General features: G+C 72.2%; 23 protein-coding genes. 8 read left to right on the top strand and 15 right to left on the bottom strand.

Translation table 11 applies throughout. The features are described from left to right. Positions 1-4: 4 nt before the first annotated feature. Both OP18_RS32890 and OP18_RS58790 read right to left on the bottom strand, forming a co-directional pair. Entirely contained in the window at positions 5-1,462 is a 1,458-nt protein-coding gene (locus OP18_RS32890; protein ID WP_162189869.1) for a DUF4407 domain-containing protein, read from the bottom strand. Next, positions 1,459-1,842: a hypothetical protein gene (locus OP18_RS58790; RefSeq protein WP_162189868.1), complete on the bottom strand. Its 384-nt coding sequence runs from the start codon at positions 1,840-1,842 to the stop codon at positions 1,459-1,461. Before OP18_RS58790 ends, OP18_RS32890 begins: the two co-directional genes overlap by 4 nt. Positions 1,843-2,110: 268 nt before the next feature. On the opposite strand from OP18_RS58790, the gene OP18_RS32880 reads away from it, so the two are divergent. After that, entirely contained in the window at positions 2,111-2,902 is a 792-nt protein-coding gene (locus tag OP18_RS32880; RefSeq protein WP_156089964.1) for a hypothetical protein, read from the top strand. 105 nt (positions 2,903-3,007) lie between these two features. After that, positions 3,008-3,793 carry a TrmH family RNA methyltransferase gene (locus OP18_RS32875; protein ID WP_033363008.1) on the top strand — a complete coding sequence of 262 codons (786 nt, stop codon included), beginning with the start codon at positions 3,008-3,010 and terminating at the stop codon, positions 3,791-3,793. A gap of 53 nt (positions 3,794-3,846) precedes the next feature. Here OP18_RS32875 and OP18_RS32870 read toward each other — a convergent pair whose 3' ends face one another. Continuing rightward, positions 3,847-4,887 (bottom strand): SPFH domain-containing protein, encoded by a 1,041-nt coding sequence (locus tag OP18_RS32870; protein WP_081971326.1) that lies wholly within the window; start codon positions 4,885-4,887, stop codon positions 3,847-3,849. A 77-nt stretch (positions 4,888-4,964) separates the two neighbouring features. After that, positions 4,965-5,393, bottom strand: a complete 429-nt coding sequence (locus OP18_RS32865) for an NfeD family protein (protein ID WP_033363085.1) — start codon at positions 5,391-5,393, stop codon at positions 4,965-4,967. A 147-nt stretch (positions 5,394-5,540) separates the two neighbouring features. Here OP18_RS32865 and OP18_RS32860 point away from each other — a divergent pair, with 147 nt between their 5' ends. Then, positions 5,541-6,884, top strand: coding sequence for a serine hydrolase domain-containing protein (locus OP18_RS32860; RefSeq protein WP_033363006.1), 1,344 nt, complete (start codon positions 5,541-5,543; stop codon positions 6,882-6,884). Here OP18_RS32860 and OP18_RS32855 read toward each other — a convergent pair. Next, a complete protein-coding gene (locus OP18_RS32855) occupies positions 6,881-7,684 on the bottom strand; it encodes a DUF3097 domain-containing protein (RefSeq protein ID WP_033363005.1) in 804 nt (267 codons plus the stop codon). The genes OP18_RS32860 and OP18_RS32855 overlap by 4 nt on opposite strands. Before the next feature lie 75 nt (positions 7,685-7,759). Between OP18_RS32855 and OP18_RS32850 the strand changes: the two genes are divergently transcribed. Beyond that, on the top strand, positions 7,760-8,542 hold the full coding sequence (locus tag OP18_RS32850; protein WP_033363004.1) for a hypothetical protein: 783 nt from the start codon (positions 7,760-7,762) through the stop codon (positions 8,540-8,542). Between the two features lie 350 nt (positions 8,543-8,892). Here the strand turns inward: OP18_RS32850 and OP18_RS32845 are convergent, their stop codons facing one another. The 7 genes from OP18_RS32845 to OP18_RS32815 form a co-directional block, all read right to left on the bottom strand. Beyond that, positions 8,893-9,672, bottom strand: a complete 780-nt coding sequence (locus OP18_RS32845; protein WP_033363003.1) for an HAD-IIA family hydrolase — start codon at positions 9,670-9,672, stop codon at positions 8,893-8,895. Between the two features lie 31 nt (positions 9,673-9,703). After that, the gene (locus OP18_RS32840; RefSeq protein ID WP_033363002.1) at positions 9,704-10,711 is read right to left on the bottom strand and encodes a ferrochelatase; all 1,008 of its coding nucleotides are present in this window, start codon (positions 10,709-10,711) and stop codon (positions 9,704-9,706) included. Positions 10,712-10,733: 22 nt separating this feature from the next. After that, positions 10,734-11,504 carry an enoyl-ACP reductase FabI gene (fabI, locus tag OP18_RS32835; RefSeq protein ID WP_033363001.1) on the bottom strand — a complete coding sequence of 257 codons (771 nt, stop codon included), beginning with the start codon at positions 11,502-11,504 and terminating at the stop codon, positions 10,734-10,736. A gap of 83 nt (positions 11,505-11,587) precedes the next feature. Then, a complete protein-coding gene (locus OP18_RS32830) occupies positions 11,588-12,292 on the bottom strand; it encodes a beta-ketoacyl-ACP reductase (RefSeq protein ID WP_033363000.1) in 705 nt (234 codons plus the stop codon). A gap of 660 nt (positions 12,293-12,952) precedes the next feature. Continuing rightward, positions 12,953-13,903 carry a VWA domain-containing protein gene (locus OP18_RS32825; RefSeq protein ID WP_033362999.1) on the bottom strand — a complete coding sequence of 317 codons (951 nt, stop codon included), beginning with the start codon at positions 13,901-13,903 and terminating at the stop codon, positions 12,953-12,955. Continuing rightward, entirely contained in the window at positions 13,900-14,805 is a 906-nt protein-coding gene (locus tag OP18_RS32820) for a DUF58 domain-containing protein (protein ID WP_033362998.1), read from the bottom strand. Before OP18_RS32820 ends, OP18_RS32825 begins: the two co-directional genes overlap by 4 nt. A gap of 3 nt (positions 14,806-14,808) precedes the next feature. Then, on the bottom strand, positions 14,809-15,900 hold the full coding sequence (locus OP18_RS32815; protein ID WP_033362997.1) for an AAA family ATPase: 1,092 nt from the start codon (positions 15,898-15,900) through the stop codon (positions 14,809-14,811). A gap of 286 nt (positions 15,901-16,186) precedes the next feature. Between OP18_RS32815 and OP18_RS32810 the strand changes: the two genes are divergently transcribed. From OP18_RS32810 to OP18_RS32800, 3 genes are read left to right on the top strand one after another with little or no spacing between them, the layout of a single operon-like run. Continuing rightward, positions 16,187-16,393 (top strand): hypothetical protein, encoded by a 207-nt coding sequence (locus tag OP18_RS32810; RefSeq protein WP_033362996.1) that lies wholly within the window; start codon positions 16,187-16,189, stop codon positions 16,391-16,393. Between the two features lie 28 nt (positions 16,394-16,421). Next, positions 16,422-16,898, top strand: coding sequence for a PH domain-containing protein (locus OP18_RS32805; protein WP_033362995.1), 477 nt, complete (start codon positions 16,422-16,424; stop codon positions 16,896-16,898). After that, positions 16,895-18,226, top strand: coding sequence for a PH domain-containing protein (locus OP18_RS32800; RefSeq protein ID WP_033362994.1), 1,332 nt, complete (start codon positions 16,895-16,897; stop codon positions 18,224-18,226). Before OP18_RS32805 ends, OP18_RS32800 begins: the two co-directional genes overlap by 4 nt. Positions 18,227-18,523: 297 nt before the next feature. On the opposite strand, the gene OP18_RS32795 is transcribed toward OP18_RS32800, so the two are convergent. Continuing rightward, positions 18,524-19,267: an SIR2 family NAD-dependent protein deacylase gene (locus OP18_RS32795; RefSeq protein ID WP_033362993.1), complete on the bottom strand. Its 744-nt coding sequence runs from the start codon at positions 19,265-19,267 to the stop codon at positions 18,524-18,526. Between the two features lie 54 nt (positions 19,268-19,321). On the opposite strand from OP18_RS32795, the gene OP18_RS32790 reads away from it, so the two are divergent. After that, complete coding sequence (locus OP18_RS32790; RefSeq protein ID WP_033362992.1) at positions 19,322-19,729, top strand: thioesterase family protein; 408 nt, start codon at positions 19,322-19,324, stop codon at positions 19,727-19,729. Positions 19,730-19,808: 79 nt separating this feature from the next. Here OP18_RS32790 and OP18_RS32785 read toward each other — a convergent pair whose 3' ends face one another. Then, the gene (locus OP18_RS32785; RefSeq protein ID WP_081971306.1) at positions 19,809-21,812 is read right to left on the bottom strand and encodes a catalase; all 2,004 of its coding nucleotides are present in this window, start codon (positions 21,810-21,812) and stop codon (positions 19,809-19,811) included. 28 nt (positions 21,813-21,840) lie between these two features. Beyond that, positions 21,841-22,416, bottom strand: coding sequence for a TetR/AcrR family transcriptional regulator (locus tag OP18_RS32780; protein ID WP_033362991.1), 576 nt, complete (start codon positions 22,414-22,416; stop codon positions 21,841-21,843). Position 22,417: the final 1 nt, after the last annotated feature.

Below are 22,417 nucleotides of genomic sequence, written 5' to 3'. Positions count from 1 at the left end.
CGCGTCAGGACGGCGGCTGCTGCTGGAAGGCGGCGCCGCCCCCGGACCGGTAGCCGGTCGGCTCCGGTCCGGGGAACGTGTCGTAGCCGTCCTGGTCGGTCCGCGGCCGGGTCGGCCGCCAGCGGGGCGCGCGCTGGCGGATGAACCGTTCCGGGTCGTCGGCCACCTGCTGGGTCTGCTCCGACTCCCAGTGGTCGATGACCCGGTGGTAGACGGCCTTCTCGACCGCGACCATCCGGTCCACGACCTCCCGGACCGCCTCCTCCTCGCGGCTGGCGCGGATGTCGAACTCCGTGCGGGCCAGGTTGCGCCGGTACGTGAGCTCCGCCTCGGCGGCCTCCACGTCGGTCGACTCCGACTCGGACAGGATCTTGTCGTACGCGCTGGGCGGGCCGAGCGTCATCAGGAACTTGACGAGGACCGGCAGCACCTCGATCAGGGTGATGAAGGCCAGCAGGGTCAGGTACGCGCCGCGCAGCGTCGGGTTGCTCGACGTCAGCTCGCTGAGCGCGCCGATACGGGCCAGCAGCCCCTCGTCGTTGCGTTCGTCGGCGGCGAAGGCGTCCTCGTCCTGCTGCTTCTGCTGCTTGAGCCGGTTGAGCTCGCCCTGCTTGGTGGCCAGGTCACCCTTCGCGCTGGACTGCGTGTTCTCCGTCGCGGCCTGCTGCTTGGCCTGGTTGGCCTTCTTGGCGTCGTCGAGCCGGCCCTGCACGTCGTCGCGGCGCCGCTTGATCTCGTTCGCCTCGGCCTGCTTCTTCTGGAAGATCGGGCCGGGGCCGCGGCTGCCGGAGCCGCCGCTGCCGTCGAGCTCCTTGTTCGCCTCGGCCTGCGCCGCCTCGTAGCGGGTGTTGAGGTCCTTGAGCTCCGCCTCCAGCGACGCGATCTGCGGATCGCTGACGACGCTCGTCGAGGTGCCGTTCGCGACCGCCTGCAGCTGCTTGACCTCCTCCTCCAGCTGCGGGATGCGCTTGAAGCGCTCGTCGTTGGCGAGGGCCGCCTGGTGCTCGGTCAGTTTGCGCTGGTGGATCGTCTCCAGCTCCGAGTTGATCTCGCGCTGGAAGATCCAGAGGACGAGCGGCGTGGAGATGACCGTGCCGATGACGAGCGCCATGAGCACCCGGGGCAGCGCGCCGATGAAGTTCTGCCACCACCGCTCCCGCCGCGGGGTGGCGCTCACCAGCCACCGGTCCAGATTCATGATCGCCAGTCCCCAGAACAGGCCGACCGCGATCGCGATCGCCAGCGGCGCCCGCGCCGCCGTCACCAACGCGAATGTCGAGGAAATGGCGGCCAGCAGCGAGGTGGTCAGCACCACGCCGCCGAGCCCGATGAATTTCCTGACCTCGCCCGGGCACCTCGCGAGGACGTCGACATCGGCACCGGAAAGCCATACGAAGAAGTTTCGCGGACGGCGTTTCCCGAGACCGGACAGCAGCCCGGTATCCGAATCGGACGCACTCATTCGTGATTCCTCCATTCACGCCGGTTGAGGTGGAGCTGCCGCTGGACGTGATGCATCCTCAGGTCCGCGCGGCGCGCGCCGAGCCCGGGCATCCGGGCGGCGCCCACGAACGGGATCCTGTTCGCCGGCCGCCACCGCGGGCGCAGCAGCGGCATCCGCGGCCCGTGCGGCCGCACCGGCCACGGCCCGGACGCGAACAGCTCGTGCAACGACATCCGGAACGACGCCAGCCCGGAAACGACGGTGCGCCGAATCCCCGGCTCACGGACATGATCGAACAACACACGCAGCGACATCGGTCGAATTGGGCGCAGGAGTGTCCGCCTGGAGAACGCCGACCGGAAGGTCCGCGGCCTTCTCCGCAGATGAAAGAGCGTCATTGACTCCCGACGGTACGGCGCCGCCGAAATGCGCTCCAGTCGTCTTTCCAGTGAATCTCCCCGACCGTCCCGGCACCGGATCGGCGAAATGGCCTATTGCGCGCCTCGAACGGAGTACCCGCTGTTCGCCGGACCCGGCGACTTGGACGCTGCGCCAGGCAATCAGGCACTCATCGACGACGGGCGCTCGGCCACCCGCACGACCGTCGTACGCCCTGGCAAGGCTGCCGTACCCTGACCGGCGACCACCACCTAGGGGAGCATCATCTTGCGCGCATTGCACCGCATCGCGGTTCCGTTCGTCGCTGCGGCGGCCCTGCTCGCCGGCTGCGGGGACTCGTCTCCGTCGGCCGACGCGACCGGGACACCGGCGACCACGGCGGCACCGGCCGCGTCGGCGTCGGCCAAGCCGGCGGCCGGGTCCGCCGAGTTCGAGGCGGCGATCGCCGACCTCGCCACGAAGCCGTATGCGTTCCTGACCAAGGCCAAGAGCGGCCCGCAGGTCAAGGGGTCGGTCGACCCCACGGCCGGCAACATGGCTCAGGTCGCCGACGTCCCGGCCATCAAGCTCAAGGCCAGCGTCACGGTCGTCGGCACGGACTACTACGTCAAGCTCGACGGCGTCCAGATCCCGGGCGCGACGAACAAGTGGATCCACTTCGACCCGAGCAAGCTGCAGTCACTCAACAAGCTGCTCATCAACACCGCGCAGGACCCGACCGGCCTGACGCTCATCGCGAAGGCCATCGTGACCGCCAAGAAGGACGGCACGAAGATCACCGGCACGTTCGACGCGACGAAGGTCGGCGACGGCGTCGGTGGCATCGGCGCCGACTCGGTCGCCGCGCTCGCCGAGAAGGCCAAAGCCATACCGTTCACCGCCACCCTCGACGCCGAGGGCAAGCTGACCGCGCTGTCCTTCACGGTGCCGGAGCACGGTGACGACAAGGCCGACACCATGACGACGACCTACTCGGCCGTCGGCACCGCGGTAAAGATCGCTAAGCCGACCCCGGTCGTCGAGGCCAACGAGCAGATCTACGCCGGACTCAACGGCTGACCCGCCGCAGCGATGGTGGCCGCCGGAGCGCGATGCGCGGCGGCTACCTTCGCCGTCGAGCCATCGGGGTAGCAGGGCAGAATCGACCGGGTGTTGAGCGCGACGATGGTCACGGACCAGGACGACGAGCGGATCGGGGACTACCGGGCGCTCACCGACGTGGAGCTGCGCACCCGGTGGGAGCCGCCCAACGGCCTGTTCATCGCCGAGGGCGAGCTGGTCATCCGGCGGGCGCTGCGGGCCGGCTACCGCCCGCGGTCCGTGCTGATCGACGCCAAGCGGGTGGCGCAGCTGGACGACCTGGACCTGCGGGGTGTCCCGGTCTACGCCGGCGACCAGGCGACGCTCGAGGCGATCACCGGGTTCCACGTGCACCGCGGGGTGCTCGCCAGCTTCCACCGCCGACCCGACCTGGCGGCGCCGGACGTGCTGCGCACGGCGCGGCGGGTCGCGATCCTGGAGGACGTCAACAACCACACCAACGTGGGGGCGATCTTCCGGGGCGCCGCCGCGCTGGGCATGGATGCCGTGCTGCTGTCGCCGTCGTGCGCGGATCCGCTGTACCGGCGCAGCGTGCGGGTCAGCATGGGTGAGGTGTTCGCGATCCCGTACGCGCGCCTCGAACCGTGGCCGGACGGGCTGGCCGCGGTCCGCGACGCGGGGCTGACGCTGCTGGCGATGACCCCGGCGCCGGACGCGGTGCCGATCCAGCGGCTGACCGCGGCGCAGCGCGAGCGCACGGCGTTGCTGCTCGGCGCCGAGGGCCCCGGCCTGTCGGCCAAGGCCCTCGACGCCAGTGACGTGCGGGTCGTGATCCCCATGCACAACGGCGTGGACTCGCTCAACGTCGCCGCGGCGGCGGCCGTCGCGTTCTGGGAGCTGTGCCGCTGACCGCGACGCCCTGACCGCGCGCCCCCCGACCGCGGTCCGGACCGTGCGGCCCCCTAGCGCTCCAGCTCGCGGGTCGGCTGGTCGTCCAGGGCGGCGATGTCCTCGGCCGTGATCGCGCCGGCGGTGGCCTGCGGGCGGCCGGAGACCTGGGCGGCGGCCGCGGCGGCCTCGGCGTTGGCGGCGGCGGCCGCGTTCTCGGCGGACCGGCGGGCCTCCACGACGTCCGCGGACTCCTCCTGGCCGGCGTTGCGCTCGACGAGGTCGGTGCGGGCCGCGTCGGACAGCTGCGCCATGCCGCCGAGCGCGCCGCCGATGCCCTCCAGGGCCTTGGTCAGCTCGACCGGCAGGATCCACAGCTTGTTGGACTGGCCGGCGGCGATCTGCGGCAGCGACTGCAGGTACTGGTACGCCATGACCTTCGAGTCCGGGTTCGCCGCGTGGATCGAGTCGACGACGGTGCGGATCGCCTTCGCCTGGCCCTCGGCGGTGAGGATGCGCGACTGCCGCTCGCCCTCGGCGCGCAGGACCGCGGCCTGCTTCTCGCCCTCGGCGGTGAGGATCTGCGACTGCTTGAGACCCTCGGCGTGCAGGATCGCGGCGCGGCGGTCGCGCTCGGCGCGCATCTGCTTCTCCATCGAGTCGCGGATGCTCGGCGGCGGCTCGATCGCCTTCAGCTCGACCCGGGTGACCTTGATGCCCCAGCGGCCCGTCGTCTCGTCCAGCACACCGGACAGGTGGCGGTTGATCTCGTCGCGGCTGGTGAGCGCCTTCTCCAGGTCCAGCGAGCCGATGACGTTGCGCAGCGTGGTGACCGTGAGCTGCTCTATACCCTGCAGGTAGCTGTAGATCTCGTACGTGGCGCGCACCGAGTCGACGACCTTGAAGTACAGGACGGTGTCGATCGACACGACTAGGTTGTCGGAGGTGATGACCGGCTGCGGCGGGAAGCTGACGACCACCTCGCGCTTGTCGACCTTGTTGCGCACCGAGTCGATGAACGGCACCAGGATGTTGAGGCCGGGGGTCAGGGTGCGGCTGTACTTGCCGAGCCGCTCCACGACGTACTCGACCTGCTGGGGCACGACCTTGACCATCTTGACGACGGTCACGACGGCGAGGAGCGCTGCGACGATGACGACGATCGCCAGGAATGTACTCGGATCCACTTGGCTCAGTCCTTCCACACCATTGCGGTAGCACCCTTGATCTCGATCACCCGGACCCGCTCCCCCACCTCGAACGTCTGCGTGACGTCGTAGGGGCGGGCCCGCCACAACTCGCCGTCGATCTTGATCTGCCCGCTGTCATGGTCGACGGCCTCGATGACGAGCGCGGTGGAGCCCTCCAGAGCCTCGACACCCATCCTGGTGTCGCGCTCGTCGCGGCGCATGTACCGCTGCAACGTGGGCCGCACGGCGAGGAAGGACAGCGCCGACACGGCCGCGAACACCGCCGCCTGCACCGGCACCCCCGCGCCCAGGGCCGCCGCGCCGGCCGCGGCGAACGCGCCGAGGCTGAACATCAGCAGGATGAACGTGGTCGTGAAGATTTCCGCCACGACCAGCACGGCGCCGATGATCAGCCAGACGATCAGCCACAGGTCCACGCTTCGATCGTGTCACGCCGATGCACGCGGCGCCCGTGTCCGATCACTCGTCTTGCCGAATCCTTGCCGCCGCGCGGTGCCGCTCACCCGGGCGCACAGTTGGGGGTGACAGGACCCCGTCACCCCCTTTGGAGGTCAGCCGTGCCGCTGCTGCCCGAGACCGTCTCGCGCGTCGACGACCTCGTCGCGCGCGCCCATGCCGGCGGGCGGGTGCCGGTCCTCGTCGCCGGCGTCGTGCGCGACGGCGCCCTGGCGCACGTCGCGGCCGCGGGCCTGGAAGGGCCGGCCGCGGGGCTGCAGTTCCGCATCGGGTCGATCACGAAGACCATGACCGCGGCGCTCGTGCTCGCCCTGCGCGACGAGGGCAAGCTCGCCCTGGACGACCTGCTCTACCGCCATCTTCCCGGTACCCCCGTCGGCGCGGTCACCCTGCGGCAGCTGCTCGGCCACGCCGGCGGGGTGCAGCGCGAGCCCGACGGCGACTGGTGGGAGCGGGCCGCGGGGGTGGACGTCGACACGTTCCTGGCGACGCTGACCGCCGACAAGGTCGCGTACCCGCCGCTGCACGGGTACCACTACTCGAACCTCGCGTACGGGCTGCTGGGCGCCATGGTGGCCCGCCTCGGCGGCGAGGACTGGCCGTCGATGCTCGCCAAGCGGCTCCTCGGCCCGCTGCGGCTGGACAGGACCACGTACGGGCCGGTCGAGCCGTTCGCGCGGGGCTTCGTCGTACACCCGTGGCTGGACGAGCTGCGAGAGGAGCCGCGGCACGACGCCGGCGCGATGGCGCCGGCCGGGCAGTTGTGGTCGACGGTGCAGGACATGGCCCGGTGGGCCGCCTTCCTGGCCGAGCCGGACCCGGCGGTCCTCGCGCCGGCGACCGTCGCCGAGATGTGCGCGCCGGTGGTCATCAGCGACCTGGACGGCTGGAGCGCCGGGCACGGCCTGGGCCTGCAGCTGTGGCGGCGCGGCGAGCGGGTCTTCGTCGGGCACAGCGGCTCGATGCCCGGCTACCTGGCGATCCTCGCCGTGCACCGGCCGTCGCGCACCGGCGTGGTGGCGTTCGGCAACGCGTACACCATGCACTACGGACCTTCGGCGGCCGGCGGGATGAGCGGCTTCGGCCTCGACCTGCTGGACGCCGTGCTGGACCGGGAGCCGGCACGGGTCGCGCCGTGGCACCCGCGTTCCTCGCCTCCGGCGGACATCGCGCCGCTCACCGGCCGGTGGTGGTGGATGGGGCGGGAGCACGAGGTCGGCTGGGCCGGCGGGGAGCTGGTCGTGACGCCCCTCGCTCCGGCGCGCACGCCGTGGCGGTTCGTGCCGGACGGGCCGGCCGCGGACGTGTGGCGGGGCCGGTCCGGGGACAACGACGGGGAGCTGCTGCGGGTGGTGCGCGACGGCGACGGGACGGTGGTGGCGCTGGACATCGCGACGTTCCTGCTCACCCGCGACCCGTGGCCGGCCGGCTGGCCCGCCCGCTAGAGCTCCTCGTCGGGTTCGGTGACGAAGTCGATGAGGCGCTCCATGGCGTTGATCAGCGGGGTCTCGACGTCCTTGTAGCTGGTCACGGAGGCGAGGATGCGCCGCCACAGGTCGGCGGGCTCGGCCACGCCGAGGGCGGCGCACACGCCCTCCTTCCAGGGCTGTCCGGGTGGCACGGTGGGCCACGCCCGGATGCCGACCGCGGCGGGCTTCACGGCCTGCCAGACGTCGACGTAGGGGTGCCCGGTGATGAGGACGTACGGTGACCTGATATTCCCGACAATTCGGCTTTCTTTGGAGTTTGGTACGAGGTGATCGACGAGCACACCGAGACGCGCGACGGGGCCCGGGTGAAACGCGGCGACGGCCGCGCTCAGCTCGTCGATGCCGTCCAGGGGCTCGACCACGACGCCCTCGACCCGCAGGTCGTCACCCCAGATCCGCTCGACGAGCGCGGCGTCGTGGATGCCCTCGACCCAGATCCGGCTGCGCCGCGCGACCCGCGCCGTGGCCCCCGCCACCGCGATCGACCCTGACGCGGTGACCTCGCGCCGCGGCCTGACCGTCGCCACGGGCCGCACCAGCGTCACCGGCTCGCCGTCGAGCAGGAACGCCGCCGGCTCCAGCGGGAAGTTGCGCCGCCGGCCGTGCCGGTCCTCCAGCACCACCGCGCCGAGCTCGAACCCGACGACGGCCCCGCAGAACCCCGAGTCGGCATCCTCCACGACCAGGTCCAGCTCGGCGTCCACCGTCGGGACCGTGCGCCGCCGCCGCCAGTCGTTGTTCGCGAGCACGTCCATGGACGGCAAGCGTATCGGCTCAAGCCTCCGTCGCCTGCGAGACATACCGGCACGTCAGCACGTACCCTTGCTCCCATGTCCCCCGCAGCACGCGCGGCGACCCTGCAGGCGCGCCGCTCGGCGCGTTTCGTGGCATGGGTCCGGGCGTGGCGCGCCGGCCTCGTGCCGTGCGACGACGCCGCCGCCGAGATCTCCGGCGACGAGGAGCACATGGTCTCCGACGTCCCCGGCACCTGGACCGACGTGTCCCTAACGGACGCGATCGCCGCGCTGTCCAAGCTCCACCCGGACGAGGTCCGCCTGGTGCTCCCCGTCCCGGGTGACCCTCGCGGCCTGCCGGGCCCGGGCCCCTTCAGCGGCGCGGCCCTGCTCGCCGGCGAGGGCGTCATCGCGGGTGGGCTCGGTTTCGTGCCGGAGGTCCGCCTGCACACCTCGGGCTCGGGCGACGAGTTCGAGACGGTCCGCTGGCAGGTGTTCGTGCTGCCCACGTCCGTCCCGCCGGCCGCGGGCCCGTCGACCGCCGAGGCGGAGGCGGAGCTGTCCGCCGAGCTGGCCACGGCGACCCGCACCCTCGCGAAGCTCGACATCGCCCAGTGGCGCCCCGAGCTGGCCGGCGCCATCGAGGCCCTGCGCAAACCCGACGGCGCCACCGACCTTCCCCCGGGCTACGACCCACGCGCCCGCCGCCTGTACGCCCGCGCCGCCGTCCTCGACCGCGTCCTCGCTCTGGCCGAACACGCCGCCCCGGGCGGCGCCATCAACGGCTACGAGGTCCAGCAGCGCGACGCCGCCCTGCGCCCCCTGACGACCGCCTGCCGCCGCGCGCTGGTGGCCGCCTGCAACGCCCCGCTGCTGTAATACTCCGCGCCGCAGGCGGCGCGGGGCGGGGGTTCCCACCCGCGGCCCCCATGCTCGCTCGCGCTCGCACTGCCGTGCGCTGCGCGCGGCAGCCTCACGCGCGTGCGCGCCGCACACCGTGGCCGGCCACCGTCGCGGTGATCGGCCGTTGGGCCGCAGCCGACGCCAGAGCCGCGCGGGACGCGGCGGTGTATTCCTGTCGCCGGGAACAGCGATCATCCGCGTTGCCGGCATCGGCCGGGCGATCCGGGTGCGGCTGCCGGTTGACCTTGGAGAGTTCGGCACGCCAGGGGCGGGGTCAAAGTCTCCAAGGTCAACGAAGGGGCGCACGGCGGCCGGCCGACGGCGGGTCAGACCTCGTCGATGAGGTGGGCGACCGACGGGATGATGCGGGACGGGCGGTACGGGTAGCGCTCCACGTCCGTCACCGTCGAGATGCCGCTGAGCACCAGGATGGTCTCCAGGCCGGCTTCGAGGCCGCACAGGACGTCGGTGTCCATCCGGTCGCCGATCATCGCGGTCGTCTCGGAGTGGGCGTCGATGCTGTTGAGCGCCGAGCGCATCATCATCGGGTTGGGTTTGCCGATGAAGTACGGCTCGATGCCGGTGGCCTTGGAGATGAGGGCGGCCACGGCGCCGCAGGCGGGCAGGGCGCCCTCGTTGGACGGGCCGGTGGCGTCGGGGTTGGTGCAGATGAAGCGGGCGCCGTCGTTGATGAGGCGGATCGCCTGCGTTATCGCCTCGAAGCTGTAGGTGCGCGTCTCGCCCAGCACGACGTAGTCGGGCTCGGTGTCGGTGAGGATGTAGCCGACCTCGTGCATGGCGGTGGTCAGGCCGGCCTCACCGATGACGTACGCGGTGCCGCCGGGACGCTGGGTGTCCAGGAACTGGGCGGTGGCCAGGGCCGAGGTCCAGATCGCGGACTCGGGCACGTCGAAGCCGATGCGGCGCAGGCGGGCCTGCAGGTCACGGGCGGTATAGATGGAGTTGTTGGTCAGGATCAGGAACGGCTTGCCGGACGAGCGCAGCCGGTTGACGAACTCCGGTGCGCCGGGCACGGGCTCGCCCTCGTGCACGAGGACCCCGTCCATGTCGGTGAGCCAGGACTCGATGGGCTTGCGTTCTCTCACGCGTACATGCTCCCTCAGATACGTTTCGGGCCTATACGCGTTTCGGTGACACGCAGCAGTCGGCCGGACAGAAATCCCAGGTGGGGACGGTTCCGAGCGCGTGACGAACGTTACTGTGAGCTAGCACGCGCTCGTCGACGAGCTGACGGATCATAGTCACGAAGCGGGGGTCGGTGCCCGGCGTGGCCGCCCGGGCGAAGACCAGCCCGAGCTTCGCGGCGGTGTCCCGGGCCTCGTTGTCGAGGTCCCAGATCACCTCCAGGTGGTCGGAGATGAAGCCGATCGGGCTGACCACGACCTCCCGTACACCTGCCGCAGACAGCGCCTCGAGGTGGTCGTTGACGTCAGGCTCCAGCCACGGCACCTGCGGCGGGCCGGAGCGGCTCTGCCAGACGAGGTCCCAGTCGAGCTCCGGGGCGGCCGCGGCGGCGACCAGGGCGGCGGTCTCCAGCAGCTGGGCGCGGTACCGGCCGACCCCGCCGGGGCCGGAGGCGTCGTTCATCGCGGTCGGGATGGAGTGGGCGGTGAACACGAGCCTGGCGCTGAGCCGGGAGGGCAGCGTCTCCAGCGCGGCGCGCACCGCGGCGGCGTGCGACTCCACGTACAGCGGATGGTCGTGGAAATGGCGGATCTTGTCGATGACCGGGGCGTCGGGTCCGACGGCCTCCCGCGCGCGGGCGATGTCGTCCTGGTACTGCCGGCACGAGGAGTTCGACCCGAACGGGCTGGTCACGAAGGCGAGCGCGTGCCGGACCCCGTCGTCGCGCATCTGGCGCACCGCGTCCTCCAGGAACGGGTGCCAGTTGCGGTTGCCCCAGTAGATCGGCAGGTCGAGGTGCGGGCGCAGGGCCTCCAGCAAGGCACGGTTCTGCGCGTTGATCGGCGACACGCCGCCGAAGTGCCGGTAGTGCCCGGCGACCGCCTCCAGCCGCTCGGCGGGGATGCCTCGGCCCCGCGTCACGTTCTCCAGGAAGGGCAGGACGTCCTCCTGCCCTTCCGGACCGCCGAACGAGACCAGCAGGAACGCGTCATAAGCCACGCGTCCCATTGTTACAACATGGTCAGGACGAACCGACCGCGTGGTACCCACCGTCGACGTGCACGATCTCGCCGGTCGTGGCCGGGAACCAGTCCGACAGCAGCGCGCAGCATGCCTTCGCCGCCGCGACCTGGTCGTTGAGGTCCCACCCCAGCGGCGCGGTCTTCGCCCAGGAGTCCTCGAAGACGGCGAACCCGGGGATGGATTTCGCGGCCATGGTACGCAGCGGGCCGGCGGCCACCAGGTTCACCCGGATGCCGCGCGGGCCGAGGTCCCGGGCGAGGTAGCGGGAGGCGGACTCCAGGCCGGCCTTCGCCACGCCCATCCAGTCGTAGACCGGCCACGCCTTCGTGGCGTCGAAGTCGAGGCCGACGATCGAGCCGCCGGTGCCCATCAGCGGCAGGCACGCCACCGCGAGGGACTTGTACGAGAACGTCGACACGTGCAGCGCCGTCGCGACGTCCTCCCACGGCGCCTCCAGGAACCCGCCGCCGAGGCAGCTGGCCGGGGCGAACCCGATCGAGTGCAGCACCCCGTCGAGGCCGTCGACGTGCTCGCGCACCTTGTCGGCGAGGCCCGCCAGGTGCTCCGGGTTGGTGACGTCGAGCTCGATGACCGGCGCCTCCTTCGGCAGCCGCTTCGCGATCCGCTCGACGAGCGAGAGCCGGCCGAACCCGGTCAGCACGACGGTCGCGCCCTGCTCCTGGGCGAGCTTGGCGACGGAGAAGGCGATCGACTGGTCGGTGATGATCCCGGTGATCAGCAGCCGCTTGCCTTCGAGCAGTCCGCTCATGGTTCTCCTCAGTGTCCTAACCGCTGGCGTTGTCAGTGACCGCAGTGCCTCAGAGGCCGCAGTGCCTCAGTGACCGCAGTGCCTCAGTGGCCCATGCCGAGGCCGCCGTCGACGGGGATGACGGCGCCCGTGATGTACCCGGCGGCGTCGCTGGCGAGCCAGGTCACCGCGCCGGCGACCTCCTCGGGCTTCGCCATCCGGCCGAGCGGGATGGCCTTCTTGTACTCCGCCTGGGTGGCCTCGGGCAGCACGGCGGTCATGTCGGTCTCGATGAACCCGGGCGCCACCACGTTCGCGGTGATGTTGCGGCTGCCGAGCTCCCGCGTGATCGACCGGGCCATGCCGACCAGACCCGCCTTGCTCGCGGCGTAGTTGACCTGGCCGGGGCCGCCGTACAGGCCGACGACGGACGAGATGAAGATGATCCGCCCCCACCTGGCCCGCAGCATCTTGCTCGCGGCCCGCTTCGCGCACCGGAACGAGCCGGTCAGGTTCGTGTCCAGGACCCGGGTGAACTGGTCCTCGCTCATCCGCAGCAGCAGCGTGTCGTCGGTGATGCCGGCGTTGGCGACGAGCACCTCGACCGGGCCCAGCTCGGCCTCCACCGTCGTGAACGCGGCGTCGACCGCGGCGCTGTCGGTGATGTCACACTGCACACCGAACAGCCCGTCCGGCGCGCCGGAACCCCGGTGCGTCACCGCGACTCTGTCGCCCTGCCCGGCGAAGGCCTGGGCGATTGCCAGCCCGATCCCTCGGTTACCGCCGGTGACCAGCACGGTCCTCGCCACGTTGCCGCCCTTCTGCGATCTGCGATTAGCTGTGTGGAGATTAGGTGTTACTGACGGGTACCCGCCAACTCGCCAGTCGGCTGATGTGTGCCCTGTGGCGTGGCGGTACCATGGCGGCGTCTGCGCGTGCTTATCGCTGACCGCCCGGTGCGGCTGCTGCTCTCTGGAGGTGATCGCTGTGCGAAGTAGCGATCCTTCCAGTCGTGACCGGGTGTAGTCCTTCCCCGATCACGGCTCCGCGTGTCTGTTCTCTGTTCTTCTCGAGACACACCGTTGGGAGCACGTCATGAGCCGCTTCATCGCGCCCATTGGATTCTTCCTGGCCGCCATGTGGGTCGCCGCCCTGTACTACATGGTCGGCGCGCACTGAGCTGAGCCGAGCTGGCTGCGCGCCGCAGGCGGCGCGCGGCGGGGGTTCCCACCCGCGACCCCCCATGCTCGCTGCGCTCGCCCGTTGCACTCCGGCCCGACTGGCGAGATCGGGCGCTGCGCTTCCTAGCTGCGTCGTGGTCGGCTCCCGTCAGGGGCTGGACGGGGCGGAGCCGTCGTGGTCGCCCTCTGCCCCGGCGTGGTGCCACACCGGGGCTTGTACTGCAGGCTAATCCTTCGCGGGGGTGCCGACCGCGGTTCCGGGCGGGAACCCACCCTGGCCTCGCCCGCTTACGGCAGGCGGCTGCCCCACAGCAGGCTCAGGCCGCCGGCGAGCAGGGCCAGCAGGAAGCCGGCGCCGAGGTACCACTGGGTGATCTCGCGCGGCTTGGTCTTGTAGCCGATGGAGCTGCCCATGTCGGTGTAGACCCGCTTGAGCTCTTCCTTGCTGGCGGCCTCGTAGAAGTAGCCCTTGGTGGTCTCGGCGACCTTCTGCAGCGAGGCGCGGTCGACGGGGACGCGCTGCGGGGTGTTGCCGATGCGGACCACGCCCTCGTCGGTGCCGAACGCGATGGTGGAGACGGGCACGTTCGCGGCGGTGGCGGCGGCGGAGGCGTCCTCCAGTGAGCGGCCGGCGGTGCGGAAGCCGTCGGACAGCAGCACGATGCGGGCCGGCGGCGGGCCGGCGGCACCGTCGGCGGGGACGGTGCGGATCGCGTCGAGGCTGGTGAAGACGGCCTCGCCGGTGGCGGTCGACTCCTGCAGGGTGAGGCCGTCGATCGCCTGGAGCACGGCGTTGCGCTCCTTCGTCGGGGAGACCAGGACGCTGGCGGACTTGGCGAAGGAGACCAGGCCGACGTTGAACGACGCCGGCAGCTGCCTGACGAAGTCCGTCGCCGCCGACTTGGCCGCGTCGATGCGGGTCGGCTGCACGTCGGTGGCCTGCATCGACAGGGAGACGTCGATGGCGAGCATGATGGTGGCCCGCTCGAGGGGCTCCTTCGTGTCGACCGAGGGGCGGGCCATGCCGAAGCTGAGCACGAGCAGGCTCAGCAGGAAGGCGGCGGCGCTGACGTGCCGGCGCACGCCGATGCCCTTGGGCACCAGGCTGCTGAGCAGGTCCACGTTGGTGAACTTGACGGCGAACGCCCGGCGGTGCAGCTGGCGCCAGACGTACACGGCGATGACGGCGAAGACGGGCAGCAGCGACAGCAGCCACCACGGTGAAAGCAAACGGATCATCGGGTCGTCCCTCTCGTCCGGGCGTGCCGCTGGGCGGCGACGAACCGGACGATGTCGAGCAGCCAGTCGGAGTCGGTGCGCAGCCTCAGATGCGCGGCGTTGGCACCGCGCAGTGCCGAGGCTATCTCGGCGCGCTGCGCGGCGGCGGCATGCGCGTAGCGGTGCCGCAGCTTCGGGTCGGCGGTCTGCACCTCGTGCATCCGGCCGGTCTCGGGGTCCACGAGGGCGATCACGCCGACGTTGGGCAGCTCCAGCTCGCGCGGGTCGACGACCTCCACGGCCAGCAGGTCGTGGCGGACGCCGAGCTTGCGCAGCGGGCGGGCCCACTGGGTGACGGGGGTCATGAAGTCGGAGATGACCACCGCCATGCCGCGGCGGCGCGGCGGCCGGTTGAGCATGTCGATGAGCGCGCCGAGGTCCGCGCGGCCCGGCTGGGCCGGCGTCGAGGCGATCGTGCGCAGCAGGCCCTGCGCGTCCTTGCGGCCCGGGCGGGCCGGCAGCCGCTGCAGGTCGCCGGCGGTGCCGACGACCGCGCCGATGCGGTTGCCGCCGCGCACGGTCAGGTGCGACACGGCCGCAGCCGCGGCGATCGCCAGGTCGCGTTTGAGGTACCGGGCGGTGCCGAAGTCGAGGCTCGCGGACAGGTCGACGGCGAGCCAGGTCTCCAGCTCCCGGTCGGCGACGGTCTGCCGGACGTGCGGCAGCGTGGTGCGGGCCGTGACGGGCCAGTCCATGCGCCGCACGTCGTCGCCGGGGCGGTACTCCCGCGACTCCCCGGCCTCGGTGCCCGGGCCCGGCAGCAGGCCCAGGTAGTCACCCTGCAGCAGGCCGTCGAGCTTGCGGGTGACGAGCAGCTGCATGCGGTTGAGCACGACCTCGGCGCGGGCGTCGTCCGTGGCCATGGATCAGCGGCCCGGCCACGTGGTGATCGTGGTCGGCGGTGGGCCGACGGTCCCGGGTCCTTGCGCGACGGCCTGCTGGCGCGGCGCGACGGTCGGCGGCGGCACCGCGGCGAGGACCCGCTTGACGATGTCGTCGGCCGGGATGTCGTCGGCGAGCGCGTCGTAGGACAGCACCAGCCGGTGGCGCAGGATGTCGGGCGCGATGTCCTGCACGTCCTGCGGCAGCGCGTAGTCGCGGCCGCGCAGCAGCGCCAGGGCCCGCGACGCGCGCACGATGCCGAGCGAGGCGCGGGGGCTGGCACCGTACTGGATGAGCTGCGCGACGTCGGCGAGCCCGTGCTCGGCCGGGGCGCGGGTCGCCACCACCAGCCGCACGGCGTAGTCGACGAGCGCGTTGTGCACGAACACGTCGTCGGCCTTGTCCTGCAACGCCATCAGCTCGGTCGGGGTCAGCACGGCCACCGGCTCCGGGGTCTTCACGCTGACCCGGTAGACGATCTCGCGCTCCTCGCTGTCGGTGGGGTACCCCACCTGGATCTTCATCAGGAAGCGGTCGCGCTGCGCCTCGGGCAGCGGGTAGACACCCTCCTGCTCGATCGGGTTCTGCGTGGCCATGACCAGGAACGGCCGGGGCACGTCGTAGGTCTCGCCGCCGACGGACACCTGCTGCTCGGCCATGACCTCCAGCAGCGCCGACTGCACCTTCGCGGGCGCGCGGTTGATCTCGTCGGCGAGCAGGAAGTTGACGAACACCGGGCCGAGCTCGACGTCGAACTTCTCGCTGGACTGCCGGTAGATGCGGGTGCCGACGATGTCGGCGGGCACCAGGTCGGGGGTGAACTGGATGCGCGAGAACGTGCCGCCCACCACCCGGGCGAGGGTCTCCACGGCGAGCGTCTTCGCCACGCCGGGCACGCCCTCCAGCAGCACGTGGCCGCGGGCCAGCAGCGAGACGAACATCCGCTCGATCATCCGGTCCTGGCCGACGATGACCCGCTTGACCTCGAACAGTGCGCGCTCCAGCACGGTCGCGTCCTGTGCGGGTGTCGAGACCTGCCCACCTGGTGGCGAGACGGGGTTGCTCGGCTGGGTCACCGGTCCTCCACTCATGCTGGCTATGAGAGCACTCCAAGACTCGCACGCCGGACCAACCCAACGCGATCCGACGTCACTGGGAAGCTTCTGGGAGTCCTAGTCGCGACCGATTTTTACCGTTTCTTCGGATAAACGGCTAGTGATTCTTCGGGATTTTCGTTTCGGACACCTCGGGTGACTGGACATCACCCGTACCCGCGTGGGTACGATTCACCCCGTCGCCGGGCGGCTTCCCCCGTGGCCGCCCGGCGCTCACCCTTCTTCCCACCGCTGGCACACTGGCCGCGTGGATCCCCTCATCTGCTCCGCCAAGGGCTGCCGTGCCCCGGCGACGTGGCAGCTGCGCTGGAACAATCCGAAGCTGCACACCCCCGACCGGCGCAAGATCTGGCTCGCCTGCGACACCCACCGCACCACGCTGGGCGACTTCCTGACCGCGCGCGGTTTCCTCCGCGACGTCACCCCCGTGGATGCGGCTACGCTCGAAGAGTGATGGGTCCGGAGCGCAGTGAGGTGACACCGTGACCGCGCCGCCGGAAACCGTCGTATGGCGGTCGATCTCGCCAAGGTATTTCTGGCTGCGGCTTGCCGTCCTCGCGGCCTGGACGCTCGCGTTCGCGGTCGCGGCGGTCGTCGCGGCCGTTCTGGTCAGCGGATGGTTTCTCCTGCTCGTGTTCGCGGCGTTGGTACTTGGGGCGCTGCGCGCGGTGTTCGTCCGCCGCTCGGTGCGCGCCTGGGGCTACGCCGAGCGGGCCGAGGACCTGCTGGTCCGGCACGGGCTGCTGGTCCGGCGGCTGTCGATCGTGCCGTATGCGCGGATGCAGTTCGTCGACGTCACCGCCGGCCCCCTGGAACGCGCCGCCGGCCTCGCCACGGTCACCCTGCACACGGCGGCGGCCGCCAGCGACGCCTCCGTCCCGGGGCTCGAGGCCGCCGAGGCGACCCGGCTGCGGGACCGCCTCGCCGCCCTCGGCGAGATCCGCGAAGAGGGCCTGTGAGGCAGCGACTCCACCCGCTGACCCCACTGCTGAAGGGGGCCAAGCTGGTGGCGTTCGCCGCCGTGGCAGTCTCCTGGCAGGGCCTGCGCGACCTCGGTCCGCTGCACTGGCTCGCCGCGATGGGCGCGATCCTCGTCGCCGCCGTCCTCGTCTCCGCCGTCGTCTGGCTCGTCACCGGCTACGAGGTCGTCGGCCGCGAGCTGCGGGTGCACGAGGGACTGATCTCCCGGCGGACCAGAACGATCCCACTGGAACGCGTCCAGGCCATCGACGTGGTGCGGCCCCTCCTCGCCCGCGTCTTCGGCCTGGCCGAGCTGCGCCTGGAAGTGATCGGCGCGAACAAGACCGAGGCGCCGCTGGCCTACCTGACCGTCGCCGGCGCGGCCAACCTGCGCTCCCGCCTCATCGGCCTGTCCACCGGCGTGCCGCACGCCCCCGCCGCCGACACCGACGTCGCCGGGGTCTTCACCGTGGTCAACCGGCGGCTGCTGCAGGCGCAGCTGCTCACCCCGCAGGCCCTCGCGGTGCCCGTCGGCCTCGCGTTCGTCTCCTGGCAGGCGTCCCTCGACCCGACCTGGACGCTGATCGGCGCGGCCAGCACGATCACCGCGTTCCTCGGCGTGTTCCAGGTCCCCGTCCGCCGCGTCCTGGACGAGTGGGACTTCACCATCGGCACCGACGCCGCCGCCCTGCGCGTGCGCCAGGGCCTGCTCAACAAGCGCAGCCAGACCGTCCCGCCGCGCCGCGTCCAGGGCCTCAAGGTGACCTGGCCGCTGCTGTGGCGCTCCCCCGGCTGGGCCCGCGCCCGCATCGACGTCGCCGGGTACGCGGGCAACGGCGAGGAGCAGCTGCGCGCCGGCACCCTCGTGCCGGTCGCCGCCTCCGCCGAGACCCTCGCGGTCGCCGCCGGCATCCTCGGCACGGCCGTGCACGGCGCCGTCACCGCCCCACCCCTGGACGCCGGCGCCCTGCCGGTGGCCGGACCACCCCGCCGCGCCCGCTGGCTCGCCCCGCTGGCGTGGTCCCGGATCGGCCTCGCGGTCACCGACACGGTCGTCGCCGTCCGGGAGGGCGTCCTGACCCGCGAACTGGTCGCGGTGCCCCTGGTCCGCGTGCAGAGCGTCCGGGTCACCCAGGGCCCGCTGCAGCGCGCGCTGGACCTCGCCACCGTCCACGTCGACACCGCCGGCCGCCTGCACGCCGTCGGCCGGCACCGGGCCACCGCCGACGCGTACGCCCTCGCCGACCTCGTCGCCGCCCGCTCCCGCACCGCCCGCCGCGCCGCCGCCGGTCCCAGGGTCTCGCTGCGCAAGCCCGACCCCCACTGACCAGCCACCACCCCCGCCCGCCAAGCCGCGGTACGACGCGCACCGCGCCGACCAGGCAGGCACCCGGCGATGGTCGGCGGTCAGGCGTTCGACGCCTGTGGTGCGGCGCACGCCGTGCCGGTGAGGCGGGCACGTGGCGACCGCCGGACAACCGCGGCGGTCAGCAGTTGCCCGGCGGGCCGGACGGCCACGGCGACCGGCCCAGCACCGCCGACCACCAGCACGCGGGGTCACCGAACCCACAGCACCCCGCGGCACGGTCAGCGCACGACACCCGCGGCCACCACCGCGGCGCGGTCAGGTGGCGGCGGCGGCCAGGCGGGGCAGGACCTCGCCGATCGGGTCGCGGACGATCAGGTCGGCGACGGCGTCGTACGGGGTCTGTGCGGCGTTCACGATGACGACCATCGCGCCGGCCTTGCGGGCCACGTCGACCAGACCGGCCGCCGGGTGCACGGTCAGCGAGGTGCCGACGGCCAGGAACACGTCGCAGCCCATGGCGGCGGAGGCGGCGGCCTCCAGGGTCGGCAGGTCCATCGCCTGGCCGAAGGAGATCGTCGCCGACTTCAGCAGGCCGCCGCAGCGCAGGCAGGCCGGGTCGGGGTCGCCGGCGCTGACCCGGGCCAGGGTGTCGGGCATGGGGCGGCGCTCGGCGCAGCCGAGGCACTCGGTCTGCGACAGGGTGCCGTGCAGCTCGATGACCTTCGCCGGGTCGGCGCCGGCCCGCTGGTGCAGCCCGTCGATGTTCTGGGTGATGACGGCGGTGAGCTTGCCGGCGCGTTCCAGGTCGACGAGGGCGTGGTGGGCGGGGTTCGGCTCGGCGGTCCAGGCCGGGTTGTGCAGCCGCTCCTGCCAGGCGCGCCGGCGGACCTGCGGGTCGGCGACGTAGTGCTCGATGGACGACAGCTTCATCGCCTCGGGGTCGCGGGTCCAGACGCCGTCAGGGCCGCGGAAGTCAGGGATGCCGGAGTCGGTGGAGACGCCGGCGCCGGTGAGGGCGACGACCCCGCCGGCGTCGACCCAGGCCGCAAGGTCACGCACCCGCCCGACTGTAGCGGCGGCGTTTTCGCCCCGAAACTCATTAGGGTGGTGGGTATGGGCATCTCTGTGGACGCGGCACCCTGGGTGGGCGCGCTCGCCCGGGTCGAGCTCACCGTCACCGACGCCGACACCGCGCAGTCGCTGGGCTCCGGTGACGTGCCGGTGCTCGGCACGCCGAAGCTGCTGGCGCTGGCCGAGGCGGCGACCGTCGGCGCCCTGGTCCGGCGCCTGCCGCCGGGGCTGACGACGGTCGGCACGCGGGTCGAGCTGGAGCACAGGGCGGCGAGCCCGATCGGTGCCCGGGTCATCGTCGAGGCGCGGCTGGCGAAGGCCGACGGCCGGAAGCTGGTGTTCGAGATCGTCGCCCGGGACGGCCGCCAGGTCGTCGCGGAGGGCCGGGTCGAGCGGATGATGGTCGACCGCCACCGCTTCCTCGAGAAGGCCCAGGAGGACCGCCCCTGAGCGCGCGCGGCAGGCCCAGGCCGCCCGCAGCGCACCGACGTGCGTGCTGCGGGCCGCAGGGCCCGCAGCACACCCGCCGCTAGGCGGGGATCGCCGACACGTCCCGGTCGAAGTTGCGGTGCGCGGCCAGCGCGGCGAGCAGCCCCGGGATCGGGTTCGCGTCGAGGATCAGCGCGGGGTCCGGCACGTCCACCGGCACGTACGCCCGGTGCAGCACGTCGATGCCGGAGCCGGCCGCCGCGACCGCCTTGCCGTGCTTGTACGCCTCCGCCACGAAGCGCACGGCCCGGCCGTCGGCGGCGAGGGAGAGCGCCCCGTCGGGGACGACGACCGCGTCGTACAGCACCGACGCGACCGTGCCGATCGCCCGGGTGACCTCCATGGGCAGCCCGTCGTCGGCGGCGACCGTGCCGTCGACCGGGCCGAGCAGCTCGACGGTGACGCCCCGCGCGGTGAGGTCGTCGAAGAGCGCGGCGACGGGGCGGGCGGTCACGCCGTCGCCCAGCAGGACCGCGACCTTGCGGGTGGTGACGGGGCTGCGCGCGGTGCCGGCCTGGCTGAGCGCGGCCGAGGCACGGCCGTGGTTGGCCACGGACGGCACCGGCTCCTCGACGCCGATCCCGGCGGCAACCGCCACCGCGAGGTCGTGGTCGACGCGGTTGAGGTGCTCGATCATCCGTACCCGGACCGCCATCGTGGCGACCTTGCCCAGCTCGAAGCGGAAGGCGTCGATGACGTGCGCCCGCTCCCACGCCGACATGCTGTTCCAGAACAGCGTTGCCTGGCCGTAGTGGTCGGCGAAGGTCTCGCTGCGCTTGCGTTCCTTCGGCCCGTCCACCAGCTCCGGGTAGTGCGCCGGGCCGGCGACGGCCGGGCTGCCGCCGAGCGAGTTGGGCAGGTAGTTGGCCCGGCCGGTGGGGACCCGCTGCTGATGCCGGCCGTCCTGCTGGTGGTTGCGGACCGGCACGTGCGGCCGGTTCACGGGCAGCTGCGGGTAGTTCGGCCCGCCGAGGCGGTTGAGCTGCGTGTCGGGGTACGAGAACAGCCGCGCCTGCAGCAGCGGGTCGTCGGTGACGTCGATGCCCGGCACGACGTTGCCCACGTTGAAGGCGACCTGCTCGGTCTCGGCGAAGTAGTTGTCCGGGTTGCGGTTCAGCGTGAGCCGCCCGACCGGGGTGACCGGCACGATCTCCTCCGGGACCAGCTTGGTGGCGTCGAGCAGGTCCAGGTCGTCGAACGCGAACGCCTGCTCCTCGGGGATCAGCTGCACGCCGAGCTCCCACGAGGGGTGCGCGCCGGCCTCGATCGCCTCCCACAGGTCGCGGCGGTGGAAGTCGGGGTCCTGGCCGGCGATGCGCTGCGCCTCGTCGAAGCACAGGGAGTGGGTGCCGAGCGCCGGCGTCCAGTGGAACTTCACGAAGGTGCCGCGGCCGTGGCCGTTGACCAGGCGGAAGGTGTGCACGCCGAAGCCCTGCATCATCCGGTACGAGCGCGGCAGGGCCCGGTCGGACATCAGCCACATGACGTGGTGCATGGTCTCCGGTTGCAGCGTGACGAAGTCCCAGAACGTGTCGTGCGCGGTCGTGGCCTGCGGCATCTCGTGGTGCGGCTCGGGCTTGAGGGCGTGCACCAGGTCGGGGAACTTGATGCCGTCCTGGATGAAGAAGACCGGCATGTTGTTGCCGACCAGGTCGAAGTTGCCCTGCCGGGTGTAGAACTTCGTGGCGAAGCCGCGCACGTCGCGGGGCGTGTCGCAGGAGCCGCGCGAGCCCTGCGCGGTGGAGAACCGCACGAACACGGGTGTCTCGGCGTCCGGGTCGGTGAGGAAGTCCGCGGTCGTGTACTCGTCCAGCGGCTCGTGGACCTTGAACACGCCGTGCGCGCCGGCGCCGCGCGCGTACACGACCCGCTCCGGGATGCGTTCGTGGTCGAAGCGCATGAGCTTCTCCCGGAGGTGGAAGTCCTCCAGGAGGCTGGGGCCGCGGGCCCCGGCGCGCAGCGAGTTGTCGGTGTCGTCGACGCGGATGCCCTGGTCGGTCGTCAGCGCCTCGGTGAACGCCCGCTGGTCCGATGTGGCGGTCATACCCCCGGGCTACCGCGGTTCGCGGCTTTTACACGTGTTGCGCCGCATCTTCGCCGGTACGCAGCCGCCCCGCGACCTCCAGCAACGCTGCCGCCAGCTCGGCGCCGCCCACGCCGCGGCCGGGCGCGACGAGGTGCTGCACGACCACCCCGGTGAGCAGCGCCTGGTAGAGGGCGCCGGTGCCGGGGCTGCCGCCGAAGAGCGCGGCCAGGCCCTCCTGCGCCTGCGCGAGCGAGTGCTGCCACCGCTCGTGCAGCTCGGGCAGCACGGCGAGCTGGGCGACCACCTCGAACTGCAGCTTCCACAGGGCCGGCTGCGCCTCGACGGAGGCGATGATCCGCGTCCAGATCGCCGTGAACCGGGCGGCCGGGTCGAGCGCCGCGTCGCCCTCGTCGCGCAGCGCCGCCTCCAGCGCGGCCCCCCACGCCTCCAGTGCCCGGTCGAGCGCGGCGTTGAGCAGCGCGTCGGTGGTGCCGAAGTGGTAGCCGATCGCAGCCAGGCTGACCCCGGCGGTCGAGGCCACGTCCCGCGCGGTGGTGCGCGCGTAGCCCTTGTCCAGCAGGCACTGCAGCGCGCCGTCCAGCAGCTTCTCCTTGTTGCCCATG

The sequence above is a fragment of the Dactylosporangium aurantiacum genome, from assembly GCF_000716715.1.
In the GTDB taxonomy this organism is placed as follows: Bacteria; Actinomycetota; Actinomycetes; order Mycobacteriales; family Micromonosporaceae; genus Dactylosporangium; species Dactylosporangium aurantiacum.
This window is presented reverse-complemented; position numbering and strand designations above follow the sequence as displayed.